Raw genomic sequence first — 19375 nt, 5'->3', positions numbered from 1 at the left:
GCAGCCACAGGCAGCTGAGACACGATGGCGCAGCCAGAGGTAGGCGCTGAACGGCGCCAGGGTGCCTTTGATCTGCCGCTGTCAACCAGCCCGGCGAGCGGCTCGAATGTTGGCCGGCAGGGATGAGAGGGCTAGGAACGGCGATACCGATACCTGTGCTCCGCTAGACCAGAAGGTGCTCTAGGACATGACCAGTAGGCGCAGACTCCTGCAAGCGTCGGCAGCGGTTGCCGCTGGAGCTGGGGGTGTCGCTCTTGTCGGTGCTGCAGCTCTACACAGCGACTGCCCCGAGCGGCAGGAAGTACCAGCGCACTTACGGGGAGCGGCTCCGCTGCCGTATGCGCAGCTCATTTCGCTCGACCTTGTTTCGCAAAGCGCACACGCCGACATACTACGCATCGCATATCGAGCCATCACGTCGATCGACAAAGGCGACATCGCCGCCTGGTTGGCGCTCGGCGAAGGCGCCTTCCCCGCCCGCGTGGGCAGGCCACGACATCTGAAGAAGATGCCGTTGTTTGCCGGTGACATACTGGACCCGGCCCAGTCACACGGCGACCTCTTGCTCCACATAACGGGATCCACAGCCCGCGCTGTACAGCATGCTGCTGAGCGGACACTGCGCACATTGCCGCAACAGCATGTGCGGTGGCGCATGAACGGCATACGTCCCGAGAACCGAATCGAGGGCGGCAGAGGTCTTGCTCAAAATCCGTTTCATTTCACCGAGGGGTACGGAAACCCCGCCGCAGACGAAGAGGTCACTGAACGCGCGATCGTCAAGGCCGGCCACGGTGAGCCGTCCTGGGCGGTGGGTGGCAGCTATCAGGTGATACGGATCATCCAGCTCGCCACCGGCTTCTGGGACCGAGACACCGTCCACGAGCAGGAGCGCATCATCGGCCGCCGCCGGGAGGGACGATGGCTCGACGGCACTCCCAGCGATGAGCGGCCTGTCTTCGCCAGCGACCCCCACGGGAAGATCACCCCACTCGATGCGCATGTCCGCAGGGCGGCCCCGGACCGCCGCAATCCCCCACCGATGATCAGGCGCAGCTACAACTACCACCGAAACCCTGACGAGCAGGGCCTGATCTTCTGCTGCTTCCAACGTGACCTGGAAAAAGGCTTCGAGGCAGTCCAGCACAGGCTGGAGGGCGAAGCCATGGCCAAATACACCCTCACCATCGGAGGCGGCTACTTCTTCGTCCCACCCCCCGGCGACGCCTGGCTCCGAGCCCTGACAGGAGGGTAACCATGCAGCTCCCTCTTCTACCCGGCTCCCACCCCGCCCGAGCCCACGGCAGCGCCCAGGGCTGAGCCTCAGTGCGAGCCAGGCGCCAGCGTCCCGTCCGTATCCGCACCCGGGGGTTCCTGGAGGCCTTTCCTCCCTCAACGTGGCGCGGTGCGCCTGGCCTCACGGTGAGCGCGGGCGCCAGGTGCGTACTTCGAGATGGAGGATCTGCGCGTCTTCCCGGATGCGTCCGGTCTCCACGAGCCACTCGCGGACGGCGGCGGTGACGTCGCCTGCTGCGGCGTCCACGCGGCGGGCAAAGTCGGCGGCGTCGAAGCCGCCGGTCTGGGCGGAGCCGTAGGAGCGTTCTCCGGTGTGGTCGGCGCGCTGGACGACGTCGCGGCGGATGCCGGGTGAGTCAGTGCGGGCCCGGAGGTGCAGGTAGCCGGTCTTGGCGAGGCGGACGGTGACGGTCTGTGCGGTCGGTTAGGAAGTGGCCGGCCCCGCGCAGGAATGGGTCCCTGAGCGAGCGCCTGCTGGCTCTGCGATCGGCGGAGGCCGACGCCGAAGCCGGCGCGGCGGCCGGAGCCGTCGTGGCCGAGAAGCACGTCAGGGCACTGGAAGAAGGCATCGGGGAACTGGCTCGCGAGCTGAACGGCTGGTCCGACACTGAGGTGGAAATTTATCCGCAGTCCACGGCCATCCCGCCACGAGCACACAAGGCCAGTGCGGGAGTCCCCGGCGAAGTGGTCCACTACCAGCGCGGCTTTATGGGCGTGGCGGAGAACCTGCCAAGTACTCCCACACGCTTGTGGCGGCCACAGCCCTCCAGGTACTCGACGGCCAGTGCCTGCGCTTTCACTGCGTCCTCACGACAGAGCGCTGGCTGCCCGACCAGAACCAGGTCGTCGAGCACTGGCGTGCTCGGCAGGATTGCTCCTCGAGCGACGCCGTACAGGCTCTGGCTACCATGCTGCGCGATCTGGCCGAACGGGTGGGCGCCGTGCGTCCCGAATTCGCTCGGGCTCGCCACAGCTCCGCCGAGGACTTCCCCAGCCCACAGGAAGCGTGTCCGCTGCCTGCCGTGACCTCGGCAACCTCCCCATGCCGCCGCGGGATACGAGCAGCGCACGGGGCTTGCCGACCAGCCAGGGAGGCGGGGCGCCGCCGTGTAGGCAGGTCGCGTTCAGGGCCATGATCTGCGCAACACGGGCAGCCCTGGCGGTTCCGGTGGCATGGCGCGCCGTGGCACCAGTGACGGCTGCATCGTGCTCTTCCCTCGTCCCGGGGGCATACAGACTCTCGCCGTTCTGGCTGGCTGAATGGGGGCCATGACGGCGTCATCAGCTTCCACAGTGGGAACACGTGCTGGCCTATACCGGCTGCTGGACGCCATCGGGTCGCGCATTCGGTACCAGGCGGGGCATAGATGAACTCGGCATGCGGGACGCGCTGTTACGTTTTGCCGCGGCACGAGAAATCCCCTTGTCGCCGGTGCCGGAACGAGCCAATACTTCACGAATGACAAGCGAGTTGCCCCGTTATGGAATCTGTTCCATCTCCTGGTCCAGCATCCAGGAGGACCTGTATCCGCAGCACCCGGACTCGTCGTCCTGGCAAGGGAGCGAGGCCACGGAGATGAATCGGCTGCGGGGCATGGTGATGGTCCAGGCCGCCGAGACTGAAGCGGTGCTTGGGGTCATCCTGTCCCGTCTCGACCCGACGGCCCGTCGTGACCTGCCCGCGGGACAGCTTCTACGGAGAATACGCAGCACTATTGACGGTCATTGCGACACCGAGTGGCCCCCGGCACTCGACCTCATCGAGCAGGCGATCAAACGCCGCGGAAGGTCGACGACCGCGACGGCGAGAGCTTCCAGGATCCCCGAACCCGCGGCGCCCAGCCCATCGGGCAGCTCGACCTCTTCCAGGCGTTCGAGACGTGCGAAACCCGGAACTGCTGGAGCTGGTGGCGCAACGGCTCGCGTACGGTCCCGCCACGGTGGAAGCGGTCGGTCAGTGGCTGCTGACCGAAACCTCCCGCTGGATGCCCACGCACGCATTGAAGGCGGTGCGACAGATGCGTCAGGACGGCTCCGTGGTCGTCCTTTCGTCGGGCAAACTCACCAGCAAGAGCCAGGTGAGCCTCCCTGCGGCCGCCTGAACCTTCCTATGATCAGGCCGGGGCACGGTCCCGAGCCTGCGGATACTTCCGTACCCGCAGGTTGGCGGGGAACCGCGTGATGTCCTTGTGATGGGTCTTGTCCCAGCACGAGCCGAGCTGCTTGACGAACGGAGCCGTCCCGGACCGCCTGCACTGCTCGACGATGTCGCCGGCCCAGGACAGGTCCATCGGCCGGGCTCCCGGGCCGGACTCACCGCCCACGATCGCCCAGTCGATGCCGGACAGATCCAAGTCCCTGAGTGGGCCGAGCAGAGGCTCGCACGACAGGAACCGCACCGACGCCGGCACCAGCCGTAGATCGTTCACGCGCGGCAGTTCCTTCGCGCTCTCCACCGACACGCCCATCCACAGATTCCCCGGCCACTGAAGCCGGCCCGCAACCTGCCGTAGCCGCCGCGCCCGCTTGGTCAGGACCTGATAGGTGTGCTGCGGCGTCGACGCCATCACATCGAACACACGCTGCACGTAGTCCAAGGGAACTCGGGCATGGAAGAGATCGCTCATAGAGTTCACGAACACCGTGCGCGGGGTGCGCCAGCCCAGCGGCACCCGCAGTGCCTCCGGATGCACGGTCAGCCCGAAACCCGGACCAGAGGTACGCGGATCCCCATCATTCTGATACTTCGCCGACCCCATGGCCTTCAGCCGCTTGGCGAGCGTGAGCGCGTAGCAGTTGTCGCATCCGGCCGACACCCGGTCGCAGCCAGTCGTCGGATTCCACGTCGCCTCGGTCCACTCGATGGAACTGCGGTCACTCACCGCTCCCCTCCACCCCTCACGTCCAAGCCGCCTCGGCACCTGCCATCCGTCGCGGTGCGCTGCCTAACGATGCCGTCCCAACCGCAGTAGCGGGATGCGTACGCTGGTATCCGACCGCTCTTGATACGTTTCCACCCCCCACTAATCGAACCCATGTTTGAACTGATCGTCGGGGCCGTCGCCCCAGCTCCGCAGAACTCGGTCTGTGCGCCCCCGATGCGAACTTGGACGACCTCGTCGATGCCGTGGCCGACTACGCGGTGGATCGCGGATGAACCACACACAGATCGCGTGGATGGGCCAGCCGCCGTGCGAGCGGGCCGATCGCGTACGGGGGGCGCGCAGGGTCGTACGGCGAAGATCGTTGCTCTTCATGACGATGGCCCGGATCAGCTTCTCGTAATGCTCCGTGTGGGTAGGGCATGCAGCGGCGCGTGCGAAGACGTCCTTGGTGAGGCTCTGTTTGACAGTGTCCAGTGCGGCGAGTGCGTCGGTCAGCGGAGCCAGGTGCTGGGGGATGTCGTCAGCGTTCAGGGGCGTATTTGCCCCCGTGCGGGCGGCTTCGGTGAGGGCTTCTGGCGACGATGCAGCCGTGAGGCGGCGCAGCGCCTCGGCTGACGGCCAGCGGATCGGCCAGTAGCCCGCCAACTTGGGCATGGGCTGCGCTGGAGGGGTACCGGGTTCCCCGGCGGTGCGCTGCTCATCGGGCGTATGGTGTGCGGCTTGCTCGCTGATCGGCTTCTGGTCGGCGGCACTGTCTCCCGCAGGGCCGACCGGCCGTGGTGCCGGCGCTGGCGGCGTCTGGAACATGACTGGGGCGGGGGTCCGGCACGGACCGCGCGCCTGCCGAGCGGCCAGCGCTGCCTTGGCCTGGTGGCGCCCTTGCGACGACATCGAGTGGAACACCCGCGCCGGGCGGCCCGGATGCGGCCCCTCTTCCTGTCGGAACGTGACCCAGCCCAGTGCTGTGAGCCGGGCCAGGATCTGCGAGACCGTCCTCATGCCGATCGTCTCCTCCCGGCCCACGCGTGTCGCGGTCGCGCTGCGCCGTGCGAGCCGGTGCTCGTTCCGGGGAAGGCGTCCTGCGGCGCGGCGGGCGATGAGGCGGGGCAGGAGCTGGGCGGTGCCGGACTGCCAGTGAATCCACTCCGTGGGCCCGCCCTTGGCGGCGATACTGCCCCGCTTGTCCTTGCGGGTACAGGTCTTCCACGTTGAGGCACAGCATGTCGTCGGCTCGTGCGGCGCTTTCGTGGAGGAGCTTCCAGAACGTCTTCTCCCGTAGGGCGACGTCCAGCTGCCACAGGGCGCCGATCTGGTTCTCGGCGAGGGCCTTGGTGCGGTCAGCTGGTGCCGGCCGCCGGTCCGGGCCAACAGGTCGCACAAGTAGGCCCGCCACCGCGGCCTGCACCACAACACGCGTCCCGTCGCTGGACGCCCCCGCTGATCGGCCACCAGCGCGGTGAACCCGTGCGACGTCGTCCAGCTCACCAGCACGCCCGCGGGCGCCTCGCTCACTCTCAGCCCCGGCGCGGCGTCGTCCGCCTCATCGATGACGTGGAAGCCCGCCAGCTTCAGGGCATGGCGAACTTGTCCAACGAGCTGTGGACGAACGGACGGCGCCGGCCTCGGCTGCCCCGAAAGAATCGGATCATGCCATCGGCTGCGGACCCAATCGAAGCAGCTCCCGGCCGTGATCAATCTCAGCGCTACTTCCTGAACCTCAACTACTCGCACCCGTCTACTGGGGGAAGCCGCCACGCGCTGGCGGCACTGCCGTCCGGAATCACCCACACTCAGGTGCGCAGCATCACCCGCAGTGCCACCGCGGCGACGAAGCCGAAGCACCGCGGCGGCCCACTCATGTAGTGGCGTTGCCGTGCCTACTCACGAAGCCAGAACCGAGGTCAGGTGGCCGGCGAAGGGCCGGTTATTGTCCGAGGTGCCATTAGTGGCGAGCGCCTGGAGTCCGGTTGCGGTCATGCCCGCCAAGGCACGGAAGTCGCGGGCGAGGTGAGCCTGGTCGTGGTAGCCGCACACAGCGGCTGTCTCGGCCCAGGTGCCACCCGGCTTCGGCAGCCTTGTCAGAGCCCTTTGAAAGCGCAGGACGCGGCCGACACTCTTAGGAGCAAGGCCTATCTGCTCCGCGAAAAGGACCTCCAGGCGGCGCCGACTTCGCCCGGTCGCCTCGGCCAGCTGACCGACCGATAGTGTGCCGTGACTCGCCCGAAGCAGTGACCATGCCTCACATGCCACTGGTGAGGGCCAGCAGCGACTATCGGCGAGCCGGCTGGAAATGACCCCGTCGAGAATCGCCCACCGGCTTCCCCAATTGGGTGCGCTAGCAAGCTGCTCAGTAAGGCCGGCGTCCCATCGTCGTCCCAGCACATCGGCCGGGGGGACCATCCTGTCGGCCAAGTGACGAAGCGGCATGGCAAGCAATGCAAAAGCGCCTAATGGCGTCAATTCCACCTGAATGCCGTAGCCGGTGCTCCTGCCGGTATGGCTGATCACCGGACCGGTCTGCAGCCCCAGCATCACCGCATCCCAGGCGCTGCCCGACGCAGACTGTTCCCTATCCGAGGAGAGGTCCAGCGCGGCCCCCCCAGGTCAAACACACCGTCACGGTAGCGGAGGGGAGGTTTACCCGCCGCACGACCCGCGCAGCCCGCAGGGGGTATCCGGTGTAACTGACCACATGCGCGCGCAGCCGGGCCGGAGGGCCCCGACGCACCCAAGGGCTGCTCGAGCTCGAGCCCTTCGGCGATAACCCGCCGACCATGCCTGCCACCTTTCTCAACGAGCTCCATAGGACCCGGACCGGGCAAGGTGCGCATTTGTACAAGCCGCAGCCCCAGCAGTGGCTCCAGTCTGATGGTGTCCACGACAGGCAGTGAAGCCAAGATCACGCCTTCTTGGGCGTCGTGTCCACTGTGATCATTTCTGGACCCAGCACATGCTCACCAGGGGCGTTCGACATGTCGAAGGGCGTTGGTGAGCGTGATGTCGGCCAAGGAGACTCGCGAAGGGAGTGATCGCTGGCGGCGTGAGAATCCGCTGGCCGGTTCATCGGGCCGGTTACACGCCGGCTCCGGCTGTGAATTCGCGCCATCACGCTTGCCGTGGAGCTGTGGGGCGTCCCGGCCGCCCGTGGCCGCGAGCCCAGCAAAGGATGAGTCCAGGGAATGAAGGGAAAAAGCATGCGTAGACGCCATATGCTGACGGTCGGTGCTGCAACCGCAGCACTCGTCGGCGGCTTGACCGCCACTGCCAGTCCCGCATCGGCCGACGCGGGTGGCTGTACCCCGGCTCCGTACGGAACGGTGTGCGGCGACGTGTATGACAGTACCGGACTCCACGTCAATAGAGTCCAGATAAACCGCTTCAAAGCATGGCCTGAGGCCATTTGCGACTACGTCGGAGTCGTGACGGTCTACAACAGCAGCGGCACGCAGATCTTCCAGCAGAAGAGTACACGCCACTACGGATGTGTATCTGCTGCAGCGGAGTTCGACCTGTCCGTCAATCGGTACTTTCCCAACAACTCCAAGATCGCGATCGGCTTCTACGAACGCAATCAACATCAAGGCACAGTCAGCTTCAAAATAACGGCCTGATGGCTCATATGACAGGCTTGACCTGTACCAAACGGCAGGAGTGATCACTATGGTGAAGCGCATTGGCGCCATCGCGTTCCCTGTCGCGGCAGTGACGCTTGGCCTGACTCACCCAGTGCAGGCCAGCGTTGACGCGCAACGCACCACGCAGTGCACCACGCTGTGGCTCAAGTACGCGAAATCGGCGGACGTATGCAAGACGTACTGGCCTGTAGGTGGAGGCTACTACGACGGATACGTCGAGACGAAGCGCGCCGATGGCATCGTGTCGGTGCAGGTAAAACTCGATGGGTACCCGCACACGCTCACCACGCAGGGCATGGTCGGCAAGCAGAACTTCACCCGGCACAAGGAGGTATTGCTGAGGGCATGCCTGTACAACAGCACTTCGACCTGTGGGTTGTGGTGGTAAACGTCCCGTCGACGTTCGACCATAACCTCGGCGAGGACGAGCGGCAAAGTCCCTGGTCCCCGGGACGAGGACGGTCACACCGGCGCGATCTGGGGCCCAGCGCGTCGATCCCGAGTCCTTCGACAGCTCGTGTCCGGAGACGCCGGGGATGTGCCGGGCGGCCTCGTACGGTCCCATGTTCGTGCCTTTCACGAACGTCGTGATCACGTAGCGGCCGAACGGGTCGGCCAGCTTCGGCTCGTTGCCGGAGGCCGGGCCGAACCGGCGCCCCCACTCCACCGAGTACGCGGTGCGGGCCAGGACACCCATCAGCGACCGCTTCGGCATCCTGGCCCTGATCTCCTCCTCCAGCCGCTTCGCCGAGGGCCGCCGCCCCTCCGGCGGTGCGGCTTCAGCGACGGGATGCCCGACTCGGGGTCGATGACCAGGCCCTCGTTGTCCGGGTAGCCGGCGTCCGCCGCCGCGGCGGCAGCCCGCAGCTTGTCCTCCAGTTGCCGACGGAAGAATCCGGCATCGAACTCGGCCGTCTCACCCTCCTCGGCAAGGCCGACCTCCACCAGGTAGGCGCCGAGCTTCTCCTGCACGGCCTCCCACGCGAGCAGCTGCCGGGACCAGTCGGCGTACTCCTCCGAGCCGACCACCGCCACGTCGCCCGTACGCAGTTCCTCGGCGAGGGCGTTGAAGACCATCACCTCAAAGTGCTTGTGGACGAACTGCCCGGGCGCCGGGTCTTCTCGAGCACGGCCCGGCGCCAGTTCTGGGTGGCGAAGGAGATGTCCACCTCCCTGCCGTGCCCTCAAATGCGTCTACATGGCCGTCATGAGCCTCGACCCCACCGGTCAGGGACGCAAACGCTGGACCCTGCGCTGGACGCCCGCCCTGCAGGCTTTCGACATCGCCTTCGACGGCCGACTCTCCGTCGGCCGCCGCTAACTCACACCACCCCCGAGTTACACCGTTGGCTGGACAGACCCACCCCCGCGGGTGCGGGGACCTGCTCTCGGGTCAAACGGGCGGGGATAGTGTGCTGATCATGGGTTTCGATCAAGACGGTGTGATACTGCCGCGGCTGCGTCCGATGGACGTGGTGCGGCGTGGTGTGACCTTGGGTCTGCTGGGCGTGGTGCCGCTCGTGGTGGCGGCCATGTGCGTCAGTGGCCACAGTGACCGGCGGGAGTTCCTGGCTGTCGTCGGTGGTCTCGCCGGACTCCTCGGGGTGGGCGCGACGGTGATCGGTGCTGGTTTTTGGTGGATGAGCGCGGGGGATGTCCGGCGCATGCGGGACTGGGGCACCGTCACGACACAGGGCGCTTCCATCACCCTGATTGGTCCGCTGTTCCTGCGCTGTGGGCTGTTCCTGGTTGTGCTCGGGGCTGCCGCTCTGGGGCTGTACCAGCTCGTGGACGCCGCCCCCTACGGCAGCTGGCTGCACGGCTAGAGCCTGTCCTGGTGGGGTCGAGTTGCCTCCGGGGCGACCCCTCCTAGAATCGAACGTGTGAACGATCCCGTCTCGCGTCTTGCGCAGCTCCGGTTCCTGGAGCGGATGCAGCAGCGGGACCTGCCGCGCACACGGCTGTGGATCGCCGAGGAGGAGCGCCGCGAGGCTGAGCGCCAGCGCGGCGCCCGGGCGCGGCCGCCGACTCCGGACTGGCTGCTCGAACGGGGCCTCAATGGGCAGGCGCCACCGGTCTACGTCCACGCTGGCGGCTGCTGGAACGCGGCCAAGCGGTCGACGGGCATTTCCCGTGATCAAGCTCTGCGAGCCCTCGCCGACGGGCGTGCCCACTTGTTCCCACTGCCGCCCGGATGCCGCACTCGGGTATGTGGAGAGCTGAGCCGGGCGTGGAAGGCCTGACGCATGTGGACGCTGCCGGACCCGATGCTCGCTGCCCCCGTGGCCAGTGCTGACCTGCCTTCCGGGTGGGCGGCCGAGGCGAAGTGGGACCGCTGGAGGGCGCTCGCCTCCTGGCACGAAGGGCACCTGGTCCTGCGCTCGCGCAGGGGTACGGACCTCGCGTCGTCCTTCCCCGAGGTGCGCGCCGGCGCCGCGCACTGCCTGACGCGACCGCCCTCGATGGCGAGATCGTCGTATGGGAGGGCGATCGGCTGGCCTTCGAGCGGCTCCAGGGGCGGCTGCAGCGGCGTGGCGCCGGCGCGGCCCGGCTCGCGCAGCAGTGGCCCGCGCACTTCGTCGCCTTCGATCTGCTGCGCCTGACGGGCACCGACACGACCAGGTGGCCTACCGGCGCCGCAGGGCTGCTCTTGGAGGACCTCTTCGTCGAGCATCGGCTCACCGCACCGTGGGCGCTGTGTCCGTCGACCACCGATGCGTCCACCGTGCGGGAGTGGCTGACCAGCTGGACCGCGGTCGGCCTCGAAGGGGTGGTCTACGAGCCGCTGGAGAGCGTCTACGCCCCCTCGGTGCGCGGGTGGCGCAAGTACAAGGTGCGCGCCACGGGGACGCGGTGGTGGGCGCGTACACGGGCCCTGCGGCGGCCCCTCGCACGCTGCTGCTGGGCCGGTACGACAGTGCCGGGCGGCTTCGGTATGTCGGGCGCAGTACCACCCTGCCGCAGACGGCGGCCCGGGCGGTCGCCGCCCTCCTCGACCCGGCCGGGAGCGGGCACCCCTGGAGGGGGTGGACGTTCTCCGCCGGGTGGGGCTCGCAGGAGAGTCTGCACGTCACCCTGGTGGAGCCGAGGCTGGTGGTGGAGGTCGGCGTCGATGTGGCCCGGGACGGTGCCGGACGCTGGCGGCACCCGCCGCGCTGGCACCGGATGCGAACGGAGCTGCATCCGGCGGAAGTGCCGCTGTTCGTAAACCCCGAAGAAGGGATGACGCAGGGGGATGCCCAGGGGTAGCGCCCTTGCTCGCCGTGCCGCGGCTAGAGGGGTTCTGGTGGGACACCCGCGACCGCGATGCCGCCGCCGATCTGATCGACCCGACGCGCACCGAGCCCGCCGCCGAACCTGCTGTCGTGGAGCCCCCCGCCGACCGGGCCGCCGTGCGCGCGGAGGCATTCGACGAGGCCGCCGAGATGCTCGCCAAGCTGGACCCCGTCAAGGCTGCGCTTGCAGGGCAGCACGCCTGGGCGGACGCGGCAGGGCTGGTCCGTCACATGGCGGTCCAGGAGCGCCGCATGGCCGACGAGCCACAGCCCGCCGCGGCCGACACGCTCCCCGCCTGGCTGTACCAGCGGTTCATGCCCGCCGGTGTCGGCTGGGACCAGCTCGACGACGACCAGCGCTCGTACTGGGAGCACCAGGCCCGCGCCGTCCGACGCGCCGTCGCCCGCGGCGGCTTCAAGCAGCCCGCCGCCGGGGCGCGGCAGGACGGGGCCACGTCGTGATCGCCGAAGCCATAGACACCGTCATCACCCTCGGCTGGGCCCTCCTCGCCTGGGTCGCAGTCCTCGCCGCCCTCGGCGCCATCGTGATCCTCTCCGCCCTGGCGACCGGCGCGTGGGCCGTACGCCGCCTGTGGCGCGCCGCCGGCGGGCCGTCCTGGGCGCGCAGCCGGTGGGAGGCCCGGCGCCTCGCCCGCGCTATCCGCGACTACGACGAGGCCGCCTGATGGGCGGGCTCGGTATCGGCATCGTCTGCGCCCCCTTCATCTCCGCTTTCCTGCTCAGCCTCGGCTGGGCAGGGCGCGCCCTCCAGCGCCACATCCGAAGGAGCAAGCCGTGACCGCCGAGCAGCTCCCCCTCGACTGCGAACCCACCTGGCGCGACACCTACACCCCCAGCGACCGCACCCCCAGCCCCCACGACCTCCGCCACGCCGAACTCCACGACCTCAAAGACCAAGGCACCCGCCTCGCCGCCCTCTACACCGCCCACACCATCCCCATCACCGGGAGCTACCTGTGACACCCGCCCTCCGCTACGGCCACACCAGCACCGCAACCGCCATCACCTTCACCGCCGCCGCGGCCGGCCTCGCCGCCACCCCCTACTGGCCCGCCGCGCTCGCCCTGCTCTACACCGCCGCCCTCTTCACGTGGCTCGCCGTCCGCTGCTACGCCGACCACCGGCGCATCCTCCTCGAACACGACTGGGCCAGACGCCGCGCGCTCGGCGAGCAGCCGGCGCCGCGCGACCCGTGCTGCCGCCTCGGCCGCGCTTCCCGCGGTGCGGCGCACGACCACCGGTGCACCGACCTGACCACCCGCCACGCCGACGACCCGAGGAGCGAAGCATGACCGGCCCGTCCTCCACGCCGCGAGGCGAGCACACGCCCCGCCCGGGCGTCACGTGGGAACGGACCATCGCCCACACCGAGCTGGTCGTCGACGACCCCGACGACACCACCGTCCCCGGCCTCAACCAGCCCGAGCCGCCCCGCCTCAACCGCGAGACCCGCCGCGCCCTCCAGCGCGCAGCACGCAGAACCCCGAACCCCGGTCACTCGTAAGTGGTAATCCGCCCCAACCCCCTGACAACCCTCCGCCGCAGCAGCACACTTCGCCCCACGCCACCAATCACAACGGGAGAACCCATGGCCAGCCCTTACATCAACGCACCCCTCAACCCGCCCGCCCGACCCCGCATGTTCGCGTCGACGCTCGCCAAGGTCGTGTGGATCCTCGTCCCCATCGTCACCGTCAGCATCGCCGCCGCCGTCCCCTTCGTCGTCGCCGCCACCAAGGGCGTCATCAAGCCCTGGCTCGCCGGCGTTTACGTCGCCGCGGAAGTCCTCGTCCTCGTCCTCGCGACCGCCCTCGACCCGAAGGGCGACGCCACCAGCCCGGTCGCCGGTCTGCTCTTGATCCTGCTGATCGTCACGTCGGCGACGCACACGGCGCTCCTCGACAACGACAAGATCACCATCGGGAAGTAGGCCATCCAGCCCAGCGCCCGCCCCGTCGCCCGGGTGCGGGCGATCCCATTTGGGTCCTATATGCCGTCAATCACAGAAACGACACATAGTTCCCTCGGGTGGCTACTGTGCTCGCTGAACGACAACTGAATACCGGAAGGTGGGCACCACCAATGGGCAAGCACTCCGCACCTCGCCCCAGCAGGATCTCGCAGATGGCCAAGGGGCTGAAGATCGCCGCCGATGGCCACCGGATCTACGACCTGCTGCGCATCCTGGTCGACTGGGTCAGCAGCCTCATGTAGCGCTGGCGCGCGAGAGAGCCCTGCGCGTCGTACACCTGGGAGGGTGGCCCTCACCCCTCCAATCGTGCCGATGCTCGCCAAAGCCCAGCCCGGCCTCCTCCGGGACGCCGCCCTGTCTGGCGGGCTCGCTTACGAGCAGAAGCCCGACGGCTACCGCGCCCTCCTCTTCGCCGGACCCGACCGGGCACACCTACAGTCCCGCAGCGGTGCCGACCTCACGCCTGCCTTCCCCGAGATCGCCGCAGCCGGCCGCGCGCTCGCCGCGCCGCTCGTCCTTGACGGTGAGCTCGTCGTGGCCCGCGCTGGCCGCATCCACTTCGGGGAGCTGCAGCGCCGTGCCCGCCGCCGCGGCGCGGGTGCCCGTCAGGCCGCGGCGGAGAGGCCCGCGAACCTCATCGTCTTCGACATCCTCGACACCGCCGGCGGCCCGCTCCTCGACCGTCCGTACCGGGAGCGGCGCACCCTCCTCGAAACACTCTTCGCCGATGGCACACTCGCCGCACCCTTCGTTCTCTGCCGAGCCACCACGGACCGGGCGTCCGCGGAGGACTGGCTCGACCCGGCGTGGGGCGCGGCTGGGATCGAGGGCGTCGTCGTGAAGGGCCTCACCCAGCACTACGAGCCGGGCCGCCGCGGGTGGATCAAGGTGAGGACGCGGGCCACCACCGAGGCCGTCGTCGCCTCCGTCACCGGCCCCGTCCGGGCACCGTCGACGCTGCTCCTCGGCCGCTACGACCAGACCGGCCGACTGCACTACGTCGCCCGCACCGCGCCGCTCGCCCGCGCTGCCCGGCAGGAACTCGGCCAGCGACTCCGGGGCGGCGCACCGGACCATCCATGGCAGCGGCGCCGCTTCGCTGCAGGCTGGGGCAGCCGCGACGAGCTCGATCACCGTCCGGTCGAGCCGGACCTGGTGGTGGATCGCTGCGGACACTGCTGTCGACGAGGGCCGCCATCGCCACCCAGTTCGCTATCTCCGCGTCCGAGATGACATGACTCCCGAGCAGGCGCCGCGCTTCGAGGGATGAGGCCGCAGGCGAGCTATTGCTCGCGGGCGGACGGTCCGAGGGTTCAGCTTGCGCCAAAATTCGAACACGGTTTCTAATGGCGTCATGGCCAGGCAGCGCGTCGACTACCTCACCGACCGGCAGGAACAGATACTGCGCTGCCTACGCGCGGCCATCACCGACCGCGGCGATGCCCCGACCGTCGCTGAGATCGCCACCGAGGTCAGCCTGGCCCCCTCGACCGTGCACTACCAGCTGCGTGAGCTGGAGGCGAAGGGCGCGATCATCCGCGAGCCACACCGACCCCGCGGCATGCGGCTCGCATGACCCCAGGCCGCTTCCACCTCACGCTGTCGCACGGCCATCCGGCCATGCACGGCTGATGGAACAGAGAGGCCGTGGCCCGCGCCCGCTTCCGCGACTGGGTCGGCGACTGGGGCCGCCGCGGCGCCAGCGTCACCCTCGTCGACAAGGAGACCGGCGCAGAGCTGGAGCGCTGGCCGAAGGCGACATGATCGGCTGCCGTACTACCCCTCCGCCGCAGGCTCGGGATGGCGCGCCTTCGCCTTCACGTCGACCTCGACCTGGTGCCGCCCCGCACTGCTCCTTCGCGTGCTCGGTCACGGCCTGCTGGACCTCGTCGGCGGCGTCGCGCCATGCCTTCCACGCGCGTGCCAGGTGAGCATCTGCTCGTCAGTCCATTCGACTTCGCTGGGCCGGCAGTACTCGTCCTGCAGCTGCTGAAGCTGGGCGTGCGCCTCGCCGGCGGTGCGCTGCATCGTCACGAGTTCTTCGAAGGCGTGTGCCACGTGCATGGATCTTATGCAAGGCATGAGGAAGCCCCCGCCTCGACCAGCGAAACGGGGGCTTCGACGAGGCTCTACTTCTCGGGCGGAGTGCCGTCGCTCGCCAGTTCGATACCCCGCCGCTTGTCGAGCCAGTTGAGCAGCGCCCAGGCCGCTACTCCTGAACCAGCCGTCCAAGTCCAGCCGTACGTCAACAGAACGTACAGCCCATCGTTCCACACGATGTAGATCACGTGATCTCCGACCGCGAACGCCACGAGAGCCTCGCGACGGTTGCGCGTCCGGAGCAACCAGTCAAGAGGGGCAAAAGCCGGCTTCATCAGGTCGTGAAGACGGAAGCGGATCGCTGACCAGATGAAGCCGGCCACCATCATGAGCCTCTCCCGCCTGCTCGGCGTGTGCGCCCCGTCAGGGTCACCCGCGAGGTCAGCCAGCCAGGCTGCACCTCTGGCGGGGTGCGCATGAAGGGCCGGCGGGTGGCCGTGTCCCCGGGCGTGAAGGCGGGCGACTTCCCGCCCCTTCCCTACCCCGGCGAGGAAACCGCCCAAGTGGGGGCGTTGACCAGCAACAACAACGACAACAACAACAGCGCCGCGTTCACGACGGTGCCCGATGAGGCGAACCCCGTGCGCACCCACGTGCGCTGGCTCCGCGCCTCCAAGTAGCCCCGGGGCGGGCCGCTCCCAACCGCCAAGAAGAGCGCGGCCACGCCCCGGTCCCCATCCCCGTACACGAGACAGGAGCACCATCATGGCCTTCCGCCGATCCGTCCCCCAAGCCGACCTCCGTGCCAAGCTGACCGCGGAGCAGCGGGAGCAGCACGCCACCACCTACCAGTCGAGCCGTGGCGGGCACTTCCCCAAGCCGCAGCAGCCCGTCCCCGGCACGCCGAAGAAGAAGCCGCGCGGCTGACCGCTGCCGTCTGGCTGCGGCGTACCGTCGTAGACGCTCATACCGCGCCACCCGGCGCACCAGGCCCCGCCGTGAAGTCCCCCGACGGCGGGGCCGCACTACGTCCGTGGTTGCAATCCGCGCGATCTTGTCGCATCCTGGCCCCGCGTCCGGCGTGCCCGGACACGATCGCATCACCAACGGCCCCCGCACCACCCCGCGGGGGCCGTTCGCATGCCCCCACGCGTCCGCGCAGGGCCAACCCCTCCGATCGCTCACACGATGCGGGTTGCTGCTGGCGCTCGCCCTGCGCGGACCATTCGTCACAGAACAGCCACACGCACCACACCCCACCCCCACCCGCCGCATGATGACCCCTCAACACTCACATCCCTGGGGGGACGAACCATGCGCATCCGCCACACCATCGGCGCGCTCACCGCCGCCGCGCTCCTCACGCTCACCGCCTGCGAAAGCACCGACGACACCAGCAGTAACAAGCCCGACACGGCCACCGAGGCGAGCAGCCCCAAGCAGCAGGACCCGGAGCCCAGCAAGGACGCCAGCGCCGAGACCGACGCGGGCGAGGCCGAGACCGCGACCCTGCCCGACCTCACCGGCCAAGACCTCCAGGCGGCCCAAGACGCCGCGCAGGCCGCAGGCTTCTACGCTCTCGATGACCAGGACGCCAGCGGCCAGAACCGCCTGCAAGTGCTGGACCGGAATTGGGTCGTGTGCAGCCAGGAGCCCGAGGCCGGCACCCATCCCACGGACACGAAGGTGACCCTGTTCGCGGTCAAGGACGGCGAGAGCTGCTGACCCACTTGACCGGCCCCACCGCGTCCCCCGTCGCGGTGGGGCCTTCGTCGTTTCCGCCCGCTGCGGTCGGCGCCCCCCCCCCCCGTTATGTTTTCCGCGGTCCCGCAACGGGGCCGCTGGCCTCCGGGCCCGGCATGACTGTTGCCCCCTGTCGAACGCATGACCTGGGGGGTGGTGTCACCGGGCCCGGGAGGTGCCGTCGGAGACGCTGATGAGAGGTCCGGCCACCGCCCGGTCCGGCGCAATGCCGGACAGCTCGCGGGCGGCAGGTCTGCATAACGTGGATGCGCGCGCACGACACTACCGCCAAGGCCGGCCTGGACAATTCCCCTGGAAGGGCGCGATGTTCGACACCGAAGACGTGGGCGTGTTCCTCGGCCTGGACGTCGGCAAGAGCAGCCATCACGGCCACGGGCTGACCCCGGCGGGCAAGAAGGTCCTCGACAAGCAGCTGCCCAACAGTGAGCCGAAGCTGCGGGCCGTCTTCGACAAGCTGATCGCGAAGTTCGGCACCGTCCTGGTGATCGTGGACCAGCCCGCCTCGATCGGCGCCCTCCCGCTGACCGTCGCCCGTGACGCGGGCTGCCAGGTCGCCTACCTGCCCGGACTCGCCATGCGGCGGATCGCCGACCTGTACCCGGGCGAGGCGAAGACCGACGCGAAGGACGCGGCGGTCATCGCCGACGCCGCCCGGACGATGCCGCACACCCTGCGCTCGCTGGAACTGACCGACGAGATCACCGCCGAGCTGACCGTGCTGGTCGGCTTCGACCAGGACCTCGCGGCCGAGGCCACCCGCACCAGCAACCGGATACGCGGCCTGCTCACCCAGTTCCACCCGTCGCTGGAGCGTGTCCTGGGTCCGCGCCTCGACCACCAAGCCGTCACCTGGCTGCTGGAGCGTCACGGCTCCCCGGCCGCATTGCCGAAAGGCCGGCCGCCGCAGACTCGTCGAACTGATCCGGCCCAAGGCGCCGCGCATGGCCCAGCGGCTGATCGACGAGGTCTTCGACGCTCTCGACGAACAGACCGTCGTCGTGCCCGGCACCGGCACCCTCGACATCGTCGTGCCCTCCCTGGCCGCCTCGCTCGCCGCCGTCCACACCCAGCGCCGAGCCCTGGAAGCCCAGATCAACGCCTTGCTGGAGGCCCACCCTCTTCCCCCGGTCCTGACGTCGATGCCCGGCGTCGGCGTCAGGACCGCCGCCGTCCTCCTGGTCACCGTCGGCGACGGCACCAACTTCCCCACCGCCGCCCACCTCGCCTCCTACGCCGGACTCGCCCCGGCAACCAAACAGTCCGGGACCTCGATCCACGGCGAACACGCACCCCGAGGCGGAAACCGGCAGCTCAAACGTGCCATGTTCCTCTCCGCCCTCGCCTGCATGAACGCCGACCCCGCCTCCCGCACCTACTACGACCGCCAGCGAGGCCGCGGAAAGACCCACACCCAGGCCCTCCTCCGACTGGCCCGTCAGCGCATCAGCGTCCTGTTCGCCATGCTCCGCGACGGCACCTTCTACGAACCCCGCATCCCCGAGGACATCGAACTCGCCGCATGACCCCAGCAAGTCAAACCATCCCAAACCAAACCTTGGTGCCTTGACGAAAGACATAGAGGCACCCCCCCCGCCACGTGGGGGGGACCGGTTCGAGTGGATTTGCGTCACAGATCAGGAACAGTGCCTTCGCGGAACGTGCACACGCACGCATCATGCACGCCAGCACCTACGCACCTGGGGGGACTTATGGCCCACGAACCAACCATGCCCGGCTTCCCGCCGCCGCCTCCGCCGCCGAACCCGAAGAGGCGCACCAACGCGATCATCATCGGGTCCACCGTCGCCATCATCGCCGCAGTCATCGCCACCGGTGTGGTCGTCGTGCAGTCAACCGACAACGCCAGCAAGCCGGCCGCCACAACCGCCGCGTCCAGCAGCCCGGAAGAAGACGCTGCTGAGCCCGCCGTCGAAGAGCCGGAGCCGGAGCCGACCTACGCCGAGCTGTCCGCCGACGACTTCACGATCGAGCTGCGCACCACGCGCCGTCAGTGTTTCGGGTCGGCGGGCTGCAACGTGACGGTCGAACCGGAACTGTCGTACACGGGGCTTGAGGACATCGACCCTGACGCGGTGTACGAGATCACCTACGAGATCAGTGGTGACGCGGACGGACCGGTGATCGAGACGGCGGAGTTGTCGGATGAGACCACGTTGAACTACTCGAAGTCGTTGATCAGTACAGCGTCGGCGAGCACGAAGCTGTCGGCGGAGGTAACGGACGTGGTGGAGCGCCAGTACTGACGGACTGTGGCGGCCCCGCACCGGAGTCCGGGTGGGACCGTCGTCATCCTGTGCCCCCACGCTCCGGGGGGACGCCCCTGCCGTCGTGCGGGTCGAGGCAGTTGGCCGCGAAGTAGATGCCCAAGAGTTACTGACCTTGAATGCGTGATGTCGTCATGGTGGTCGGCGGTGGAGGCCGGTGCCGGTGAGGCAGCCGTCGAGGACGTCGTGGCGGTACTGAAGC

27 protein-coding genes and 4 pseudogenes are annotated in these 19375 nt (G+C 68.7%); 24 read left to right on the top strand and 7 right to left on the bottom strand.

Annotated features, from left to right (window positions below; translation table 11 throughout):
* The first annotated feature begins 187 nt into the window (after nt 1-187).
* The 3 genes from ACFYOV_RS32970 to ACFYOV_RS32960 all read left to right on the top strand — a co-directional run bounded on the left by ACFYOV_RS32970 (nt 188) and on the right by ACFYOV_RS32960 (nt 3398).
* The gene (locus tag ACFYOV_RS32970) at nt 188-1255 is read left to right on the top strand and encodes a Dyp-type peroxidase (protein ID WP_389094186.1); all 1068 of its coding nucleotides are present in this window, start codon (nt 188-190) and stop codon (nt 1253-1255) included.
* 198 nt (nt 1256-1453) lie between these two features.
* Nucleotides 1454-1651, top strand: a complete 198-nt coding sequence (locus tag ACFYOV_RS32965) for a hypothetical protein (RefSeq protein ID WP_389094184.1) — start codon at nt 1454-1456, stop codon at nt 1649-1651.
* A gap of 1525 nt (nt 1652-3176) precedes the next feature.
* Complete coding sequence (locus ACFYOV_RS32960; protein WP_389094182.1) at nt 3177-3398, top strand: hypothetical protein; 222 nt, start codon at nt 3177-3179, stop codon at nt 3396-3398.
* Between the two features lie 12 nt (nt 3399-3410).
* Here the strand turns inward: ACFYOV_RS32960 and ACFYOV_RS32955 are convergent, their stop codons facing one another.
* The 3 genes from ACFYOV_RS32955 to ACFYOV_RS32945 form a co-directional block, all read right to left on the bottom strand.
* A complete protein-coding gene (locus ACFYOV_RS32955) occupies nt 3411-4178 on the bottom strand; it encodes a DUF5131 family protein (protein ID WP_389094180.1) in 768 nt (255 codons plus the stop codon).
* Between the two features lie 141 nt (nt 4179-4319).
* Nucleotides 4320-5180, bottom strand: coding sequence for a hypothetical protein (locus tag ACFYOV_RS32950; RefSeq protein ID WP_389094178.1), 861 nt, complete (start codon nt 5178-5180; stop codon nt 4320-4322).
* 882 nt (nt 5181-6062) lie between these two features.
* Nucleotides 6063-6713, bottom strand: a complete 651-nt coding sequence (locus tag ACFYOV_RS32945; protein ID WP_389094176.1) for a helix-turn-helix domain-containing protein — start codon at nt 6711-6713, stop codon at nt 6063-6065.
* A 647-nt stretch (nt 6714-7360) separates the two neighbouring features.
* Between ACFYOV_RS32945 and ACFYOV_RS32940 the strand changes: the two genes are divergently transcribed.
* Together ACFYOV_RS32940 and ACFYOV_RS32935 are read left to right on the top strand one after the other, a co-directional pair.
* Nucleotides 7361-7792 (top strand): hypothetical protein, encoded by a 432-nt coding sequence (locus ACFYOV_RS32940; protein ID WP_389094174.1) that lies wholly within the window; start codon nt 7361-7363, stop codon nt 7790-7792.
* Between the two features lie 49 nt (nt 7793-7841).
* Complete coding sequence (locus ACFYOV_RS32935; RefSeq protein ID WP_389094196.1) at nt 7842-8204, top strand: hypothetical protein; 363 nt, start codon at nt 7842-7844, stop codon at nt 8202-8204.
* A gap of 129 nt (nt 8205-8333) precedes the next feature.
* On the opposite strand, the pseudogene ACFYOV_RS32930 reads toward ACFYOV_RS32935, so the two are convergent.
* Nucleotides 8334-8513, bottom strand: a pseudogene (locus ACFYOV_RS32930) (Tn3 family transposase); the annotation flags it as partial.
* The gene (locus tag ACFYOV_RS32925) at nt 8513-8893 is read right to left on the bottom strand and encodes a hypothetical protein (protein WP_389094172.1); all 381 of its coding nucleotides are present in this window, start codon (nt 8891-8893) and stop codon (nt 8513-8515) included. The gene ACFYOV_RS32925 and the pseudogene ACFYOV_RS32930, both read right to left, overlap by 1 nt.
* Nucleotides 8894-8990: 97 nt before the next feature.
* On the opposite strand from ACFYOV_RS32925, the pseudogene ACFYOV_RS32920 reads away from it, so the two are divergent.
* The 14 genes and pseudogenes from ACFYOV_RS32920 to ACFYOV_RS32855 all read left to right on the top strand — a co-directional run.
* A pseudogene (locus tag ACFYOV_RS32920) lies at nt 8991-9137 on the top strand (IS256 family transposase); the annotation flags it as partial.
* Between the two features lie 100 nt (nt 9138-9237).
* Nucleotides 9238-9642 (top strand): DUF6336 family protein, encoded by a 405-nt coding sequence (locus tag ACFYOV_RS32915; protein ID WP_389094171.1) that lies wholly within the window; start codon nt 9238-9240, stop codon nt 9640-9642.
* Between the two features lie 57 nt (nt 9643-9699).
* The gene (locus ACFYOV_RS32910) at nt 9700-10059 is read left to right on the top strand and encodes a DUF6233 domain-containing protein (RefSeq protein ID WP_389094170.1); all 360 of its coding nucleotides are present in this window, start codon (nt 9700-9702) and stop codon (nt 10057-10059) included.
* Between the two features lie 65 nt (nt 10060-10124).
* Nucleotides 10125-10589 (top strand): annotated as a pseudogene (locus ACFYOV_RS32905) (ATP-dependent DNA ligase); the annotation flags it as partial.
* Between the two features lie 44 nt (nt 10590-10633).
* Nucleotides 10634-11065 carry a hypothetical protein gene (locus ACFYOV_RS32900; RefSeq protein ID WP_389094168.1) on the top strand — a complete coding sequence of 144 codons (432 nt, stop codon included), beginning with the start codon at nt 10634-10636 and terminating at the stop codon, nt 11063-11065.
* Nucleotides 11066-11070: 5 nt separating this feature from the next.
* Entirely contained in the window at nt 11071-11553 is a 483-nt protein-coding gene (locus ACFYOV_RS32895; RefSeq protein ID WP_389094167.1) for a hypothetical protein, read from the top strand.
* A complete protein-coding gene (locus tag ACFYOV_RS32890; RefSeq protein WP_389094166.1) occupies nt 11550-11777 on the top strand; it encodes a hypothetical protein in 228 nt (75 codons plus the stop codon). The genes ACFYOV_RS32895 and ACFYOV_RS32890 overlap by 4 nt, the downstream gene beginning before the upstream one ends.
* 109 nt (nt 11778-11886) lie before the next feature.
* Entirely contained in the window at nt 11887-12072 is a 186-nt protein-coding gene (locus ACFYOV_RS32885) for a hypothetical protein (protein WP_389094164.1), read from the top strand.
* Nucleotides 12069-12404 (top strand): hypothetical protein, encoded by a 336-nt coding sequence (locus ACFYOV_RS32880; protein ID WP_389094162.1) that lies wholly within the window; start codon nt 12069-12071, stop codon nt 12402-12404. The genes ACFYOV_RS32885 and ACFYOV_RS32880 overlap by 4 nt, the downstream gene beginning before the upstream one ends.
* Nucleotides 12401-12616, top strand: coding sequence for a hypothetical protein (locus tag ACFYOV_RS32875; RefSeq protein ID WP_389094161.1), 216 nt, complete (start codon nt 12401-12403; stop codon nt 12614-12616). Before ACFYOV_RS32880 ends, ACFYOV_RS32875 begins: the two co-directional genes overlap by 4 nt.
* An 84-nt stretch (nt 12617-12700) precedes the next feature.
* On the top strand, nt 12701-13042 hold the full coding sequence (locus ACFYOV_RS32870) for a hypothetical protein (protein ID WP_389094159.1): 342 nt from the start codon (nt 12701-12703) through the stop codon (nt 13040-13042).
* Between the two features lie 152 nt (nt 13043-13194).
* Complete coding sequence (locus ACFYOV_RS32865; RefSeq protein ID WP_389094157.1) at nt 13195-13326, top strand: hypothetical protein; 132 nt, start codon at nt 13195-13197, stop codon at nt 13324-13326.
* Between the two features lie 70 nt (nt 13327-13396).
* Nucleotides 13397-14317, top strand: a complete 921-nt coding sequence (locus ACFYOV_RS32860) for an ATP-dependent DNA ligase (RefSeq protein WP_389094155.1) — start codon at nt 13397-13399, stop codon at nt 14315-14317.
* A gap of 121 nt (nt 14318-14438) precedes the next feature.
* Nucleotides 14439-14660 carry a LexA family protein gene (locus ACFYOV_RS32855; protein WP_389094153.1) on the top strand — a complete coding sequence of 74 codons (222 nt, stop codon included), beginning with the start codon at nt 14439-14441 and terminating at the stop codon, nt 14658-14660.
* 293 nt (nt 14661-14953) lie between these two features.
* On the opposite strand, the gene ACFYOV_RS32850 is transcribed toward ACFYOV_RS32855, so the two are convergent.
* Together ACFYOV_RS32850 and ACFYOV_RS32845 are read right to left on the bottom strand one after the other, a co-directional pair.
* Complete coding sequence (locus ACFYOV_RS32850) at nt 14954-15142, bottom strand: hypothetical protein (RefSeq protein ID WP_389094151.1); 189 nt, start codon at nt 15140-15142, stop codon at nt 14954-14956.
* Nucleotides 15143-15213: 71 nt separating this feature from the next.
* Nucleotides 15214-15513 carry a hypothetical protein gene (locus ACFYOV_RS32845; RefSeq protein WP_389094149.1) on the bottom strand — a complete coding sequence of 100 codons (300 nt, stop codon included), beginning with the start codon at nt 15511-15513 and terminating at the stop codon, nt 15214-15216.
* A gap of 24 nt (nt 15514-15537) precedes the next feature.
* On the opposite strand from ACFYOV_RS32845, the gene ACFYOV_RS32840 reads away from it, so the two are divergent.
* The 5 genes and pseudogenes from ACFYOV_RS32840 (at nt 15538) to ACFYOV_RS32820 (ending at nt 19152) form a co-directional block, all read left to right on the top strand.
* On the top strand, nt 15538-15804 hold the full coding sequence (locus ACFYOV_RS32840; protein ID WP_389094147.1) for a hypothetical protein: 267 nt from the start codon (nt 15538-15540) through the stop codon (nt 15802-15804).
* Between the two features lie 85 nt (nt 15805-15889).
* Nucleotides 15890-16051, top strand: coding sequence for a hypothetical protein (locus ACFYOV_RS32835; RefSeq protein WP_389094145.1), 162 nt, complete (start codon nt 15890-15892; stop codon nt 16049-16051).
* 387 nt (nt 16052-16438) lie between these two features.
* Nucleotides 16439-16849: a PASTA domain-containing protein gene (locus tag ACFYOV_RS32830; RefSeq protein ID WP_389094144.1), complete on the top strand. Its 411-nt coding sequence runs from the start codon at nt 16439-16441 to the stop codon at nt 16847-16849.
* Between the two features lie 343 nt (nt 16850-17192).
* A pseudogene (locus tag ACFYOV_RS32825) lies at nt 17193-18411 on the top strand (IS110 family transposase).
* 204 nt (nt 18412-18615) lie between these two features.
* Entirely contained in the window at nt 18616-19152 is a 537-nt protein-coding gene (locus tag ACFYOV_RS32820) for a hypothetical protein (RefSeq protein ID WP_389094142.1), read from the top strand.
* The last annotated feature ends 223 nt before the right edge of the window (nt 19153-19375 follow it).

The organism is Streptomyces sp. NPDC005931, from assembly GCF_042871235.1.
GTDB lineage: Bacteria > Actinomycetota > Actinomycetes > Streptomycetales > Streptomycetaceae > Streptomyces.
This window is presented reverse-complemented; position numbering and strand designations above follow the sequence as displayed.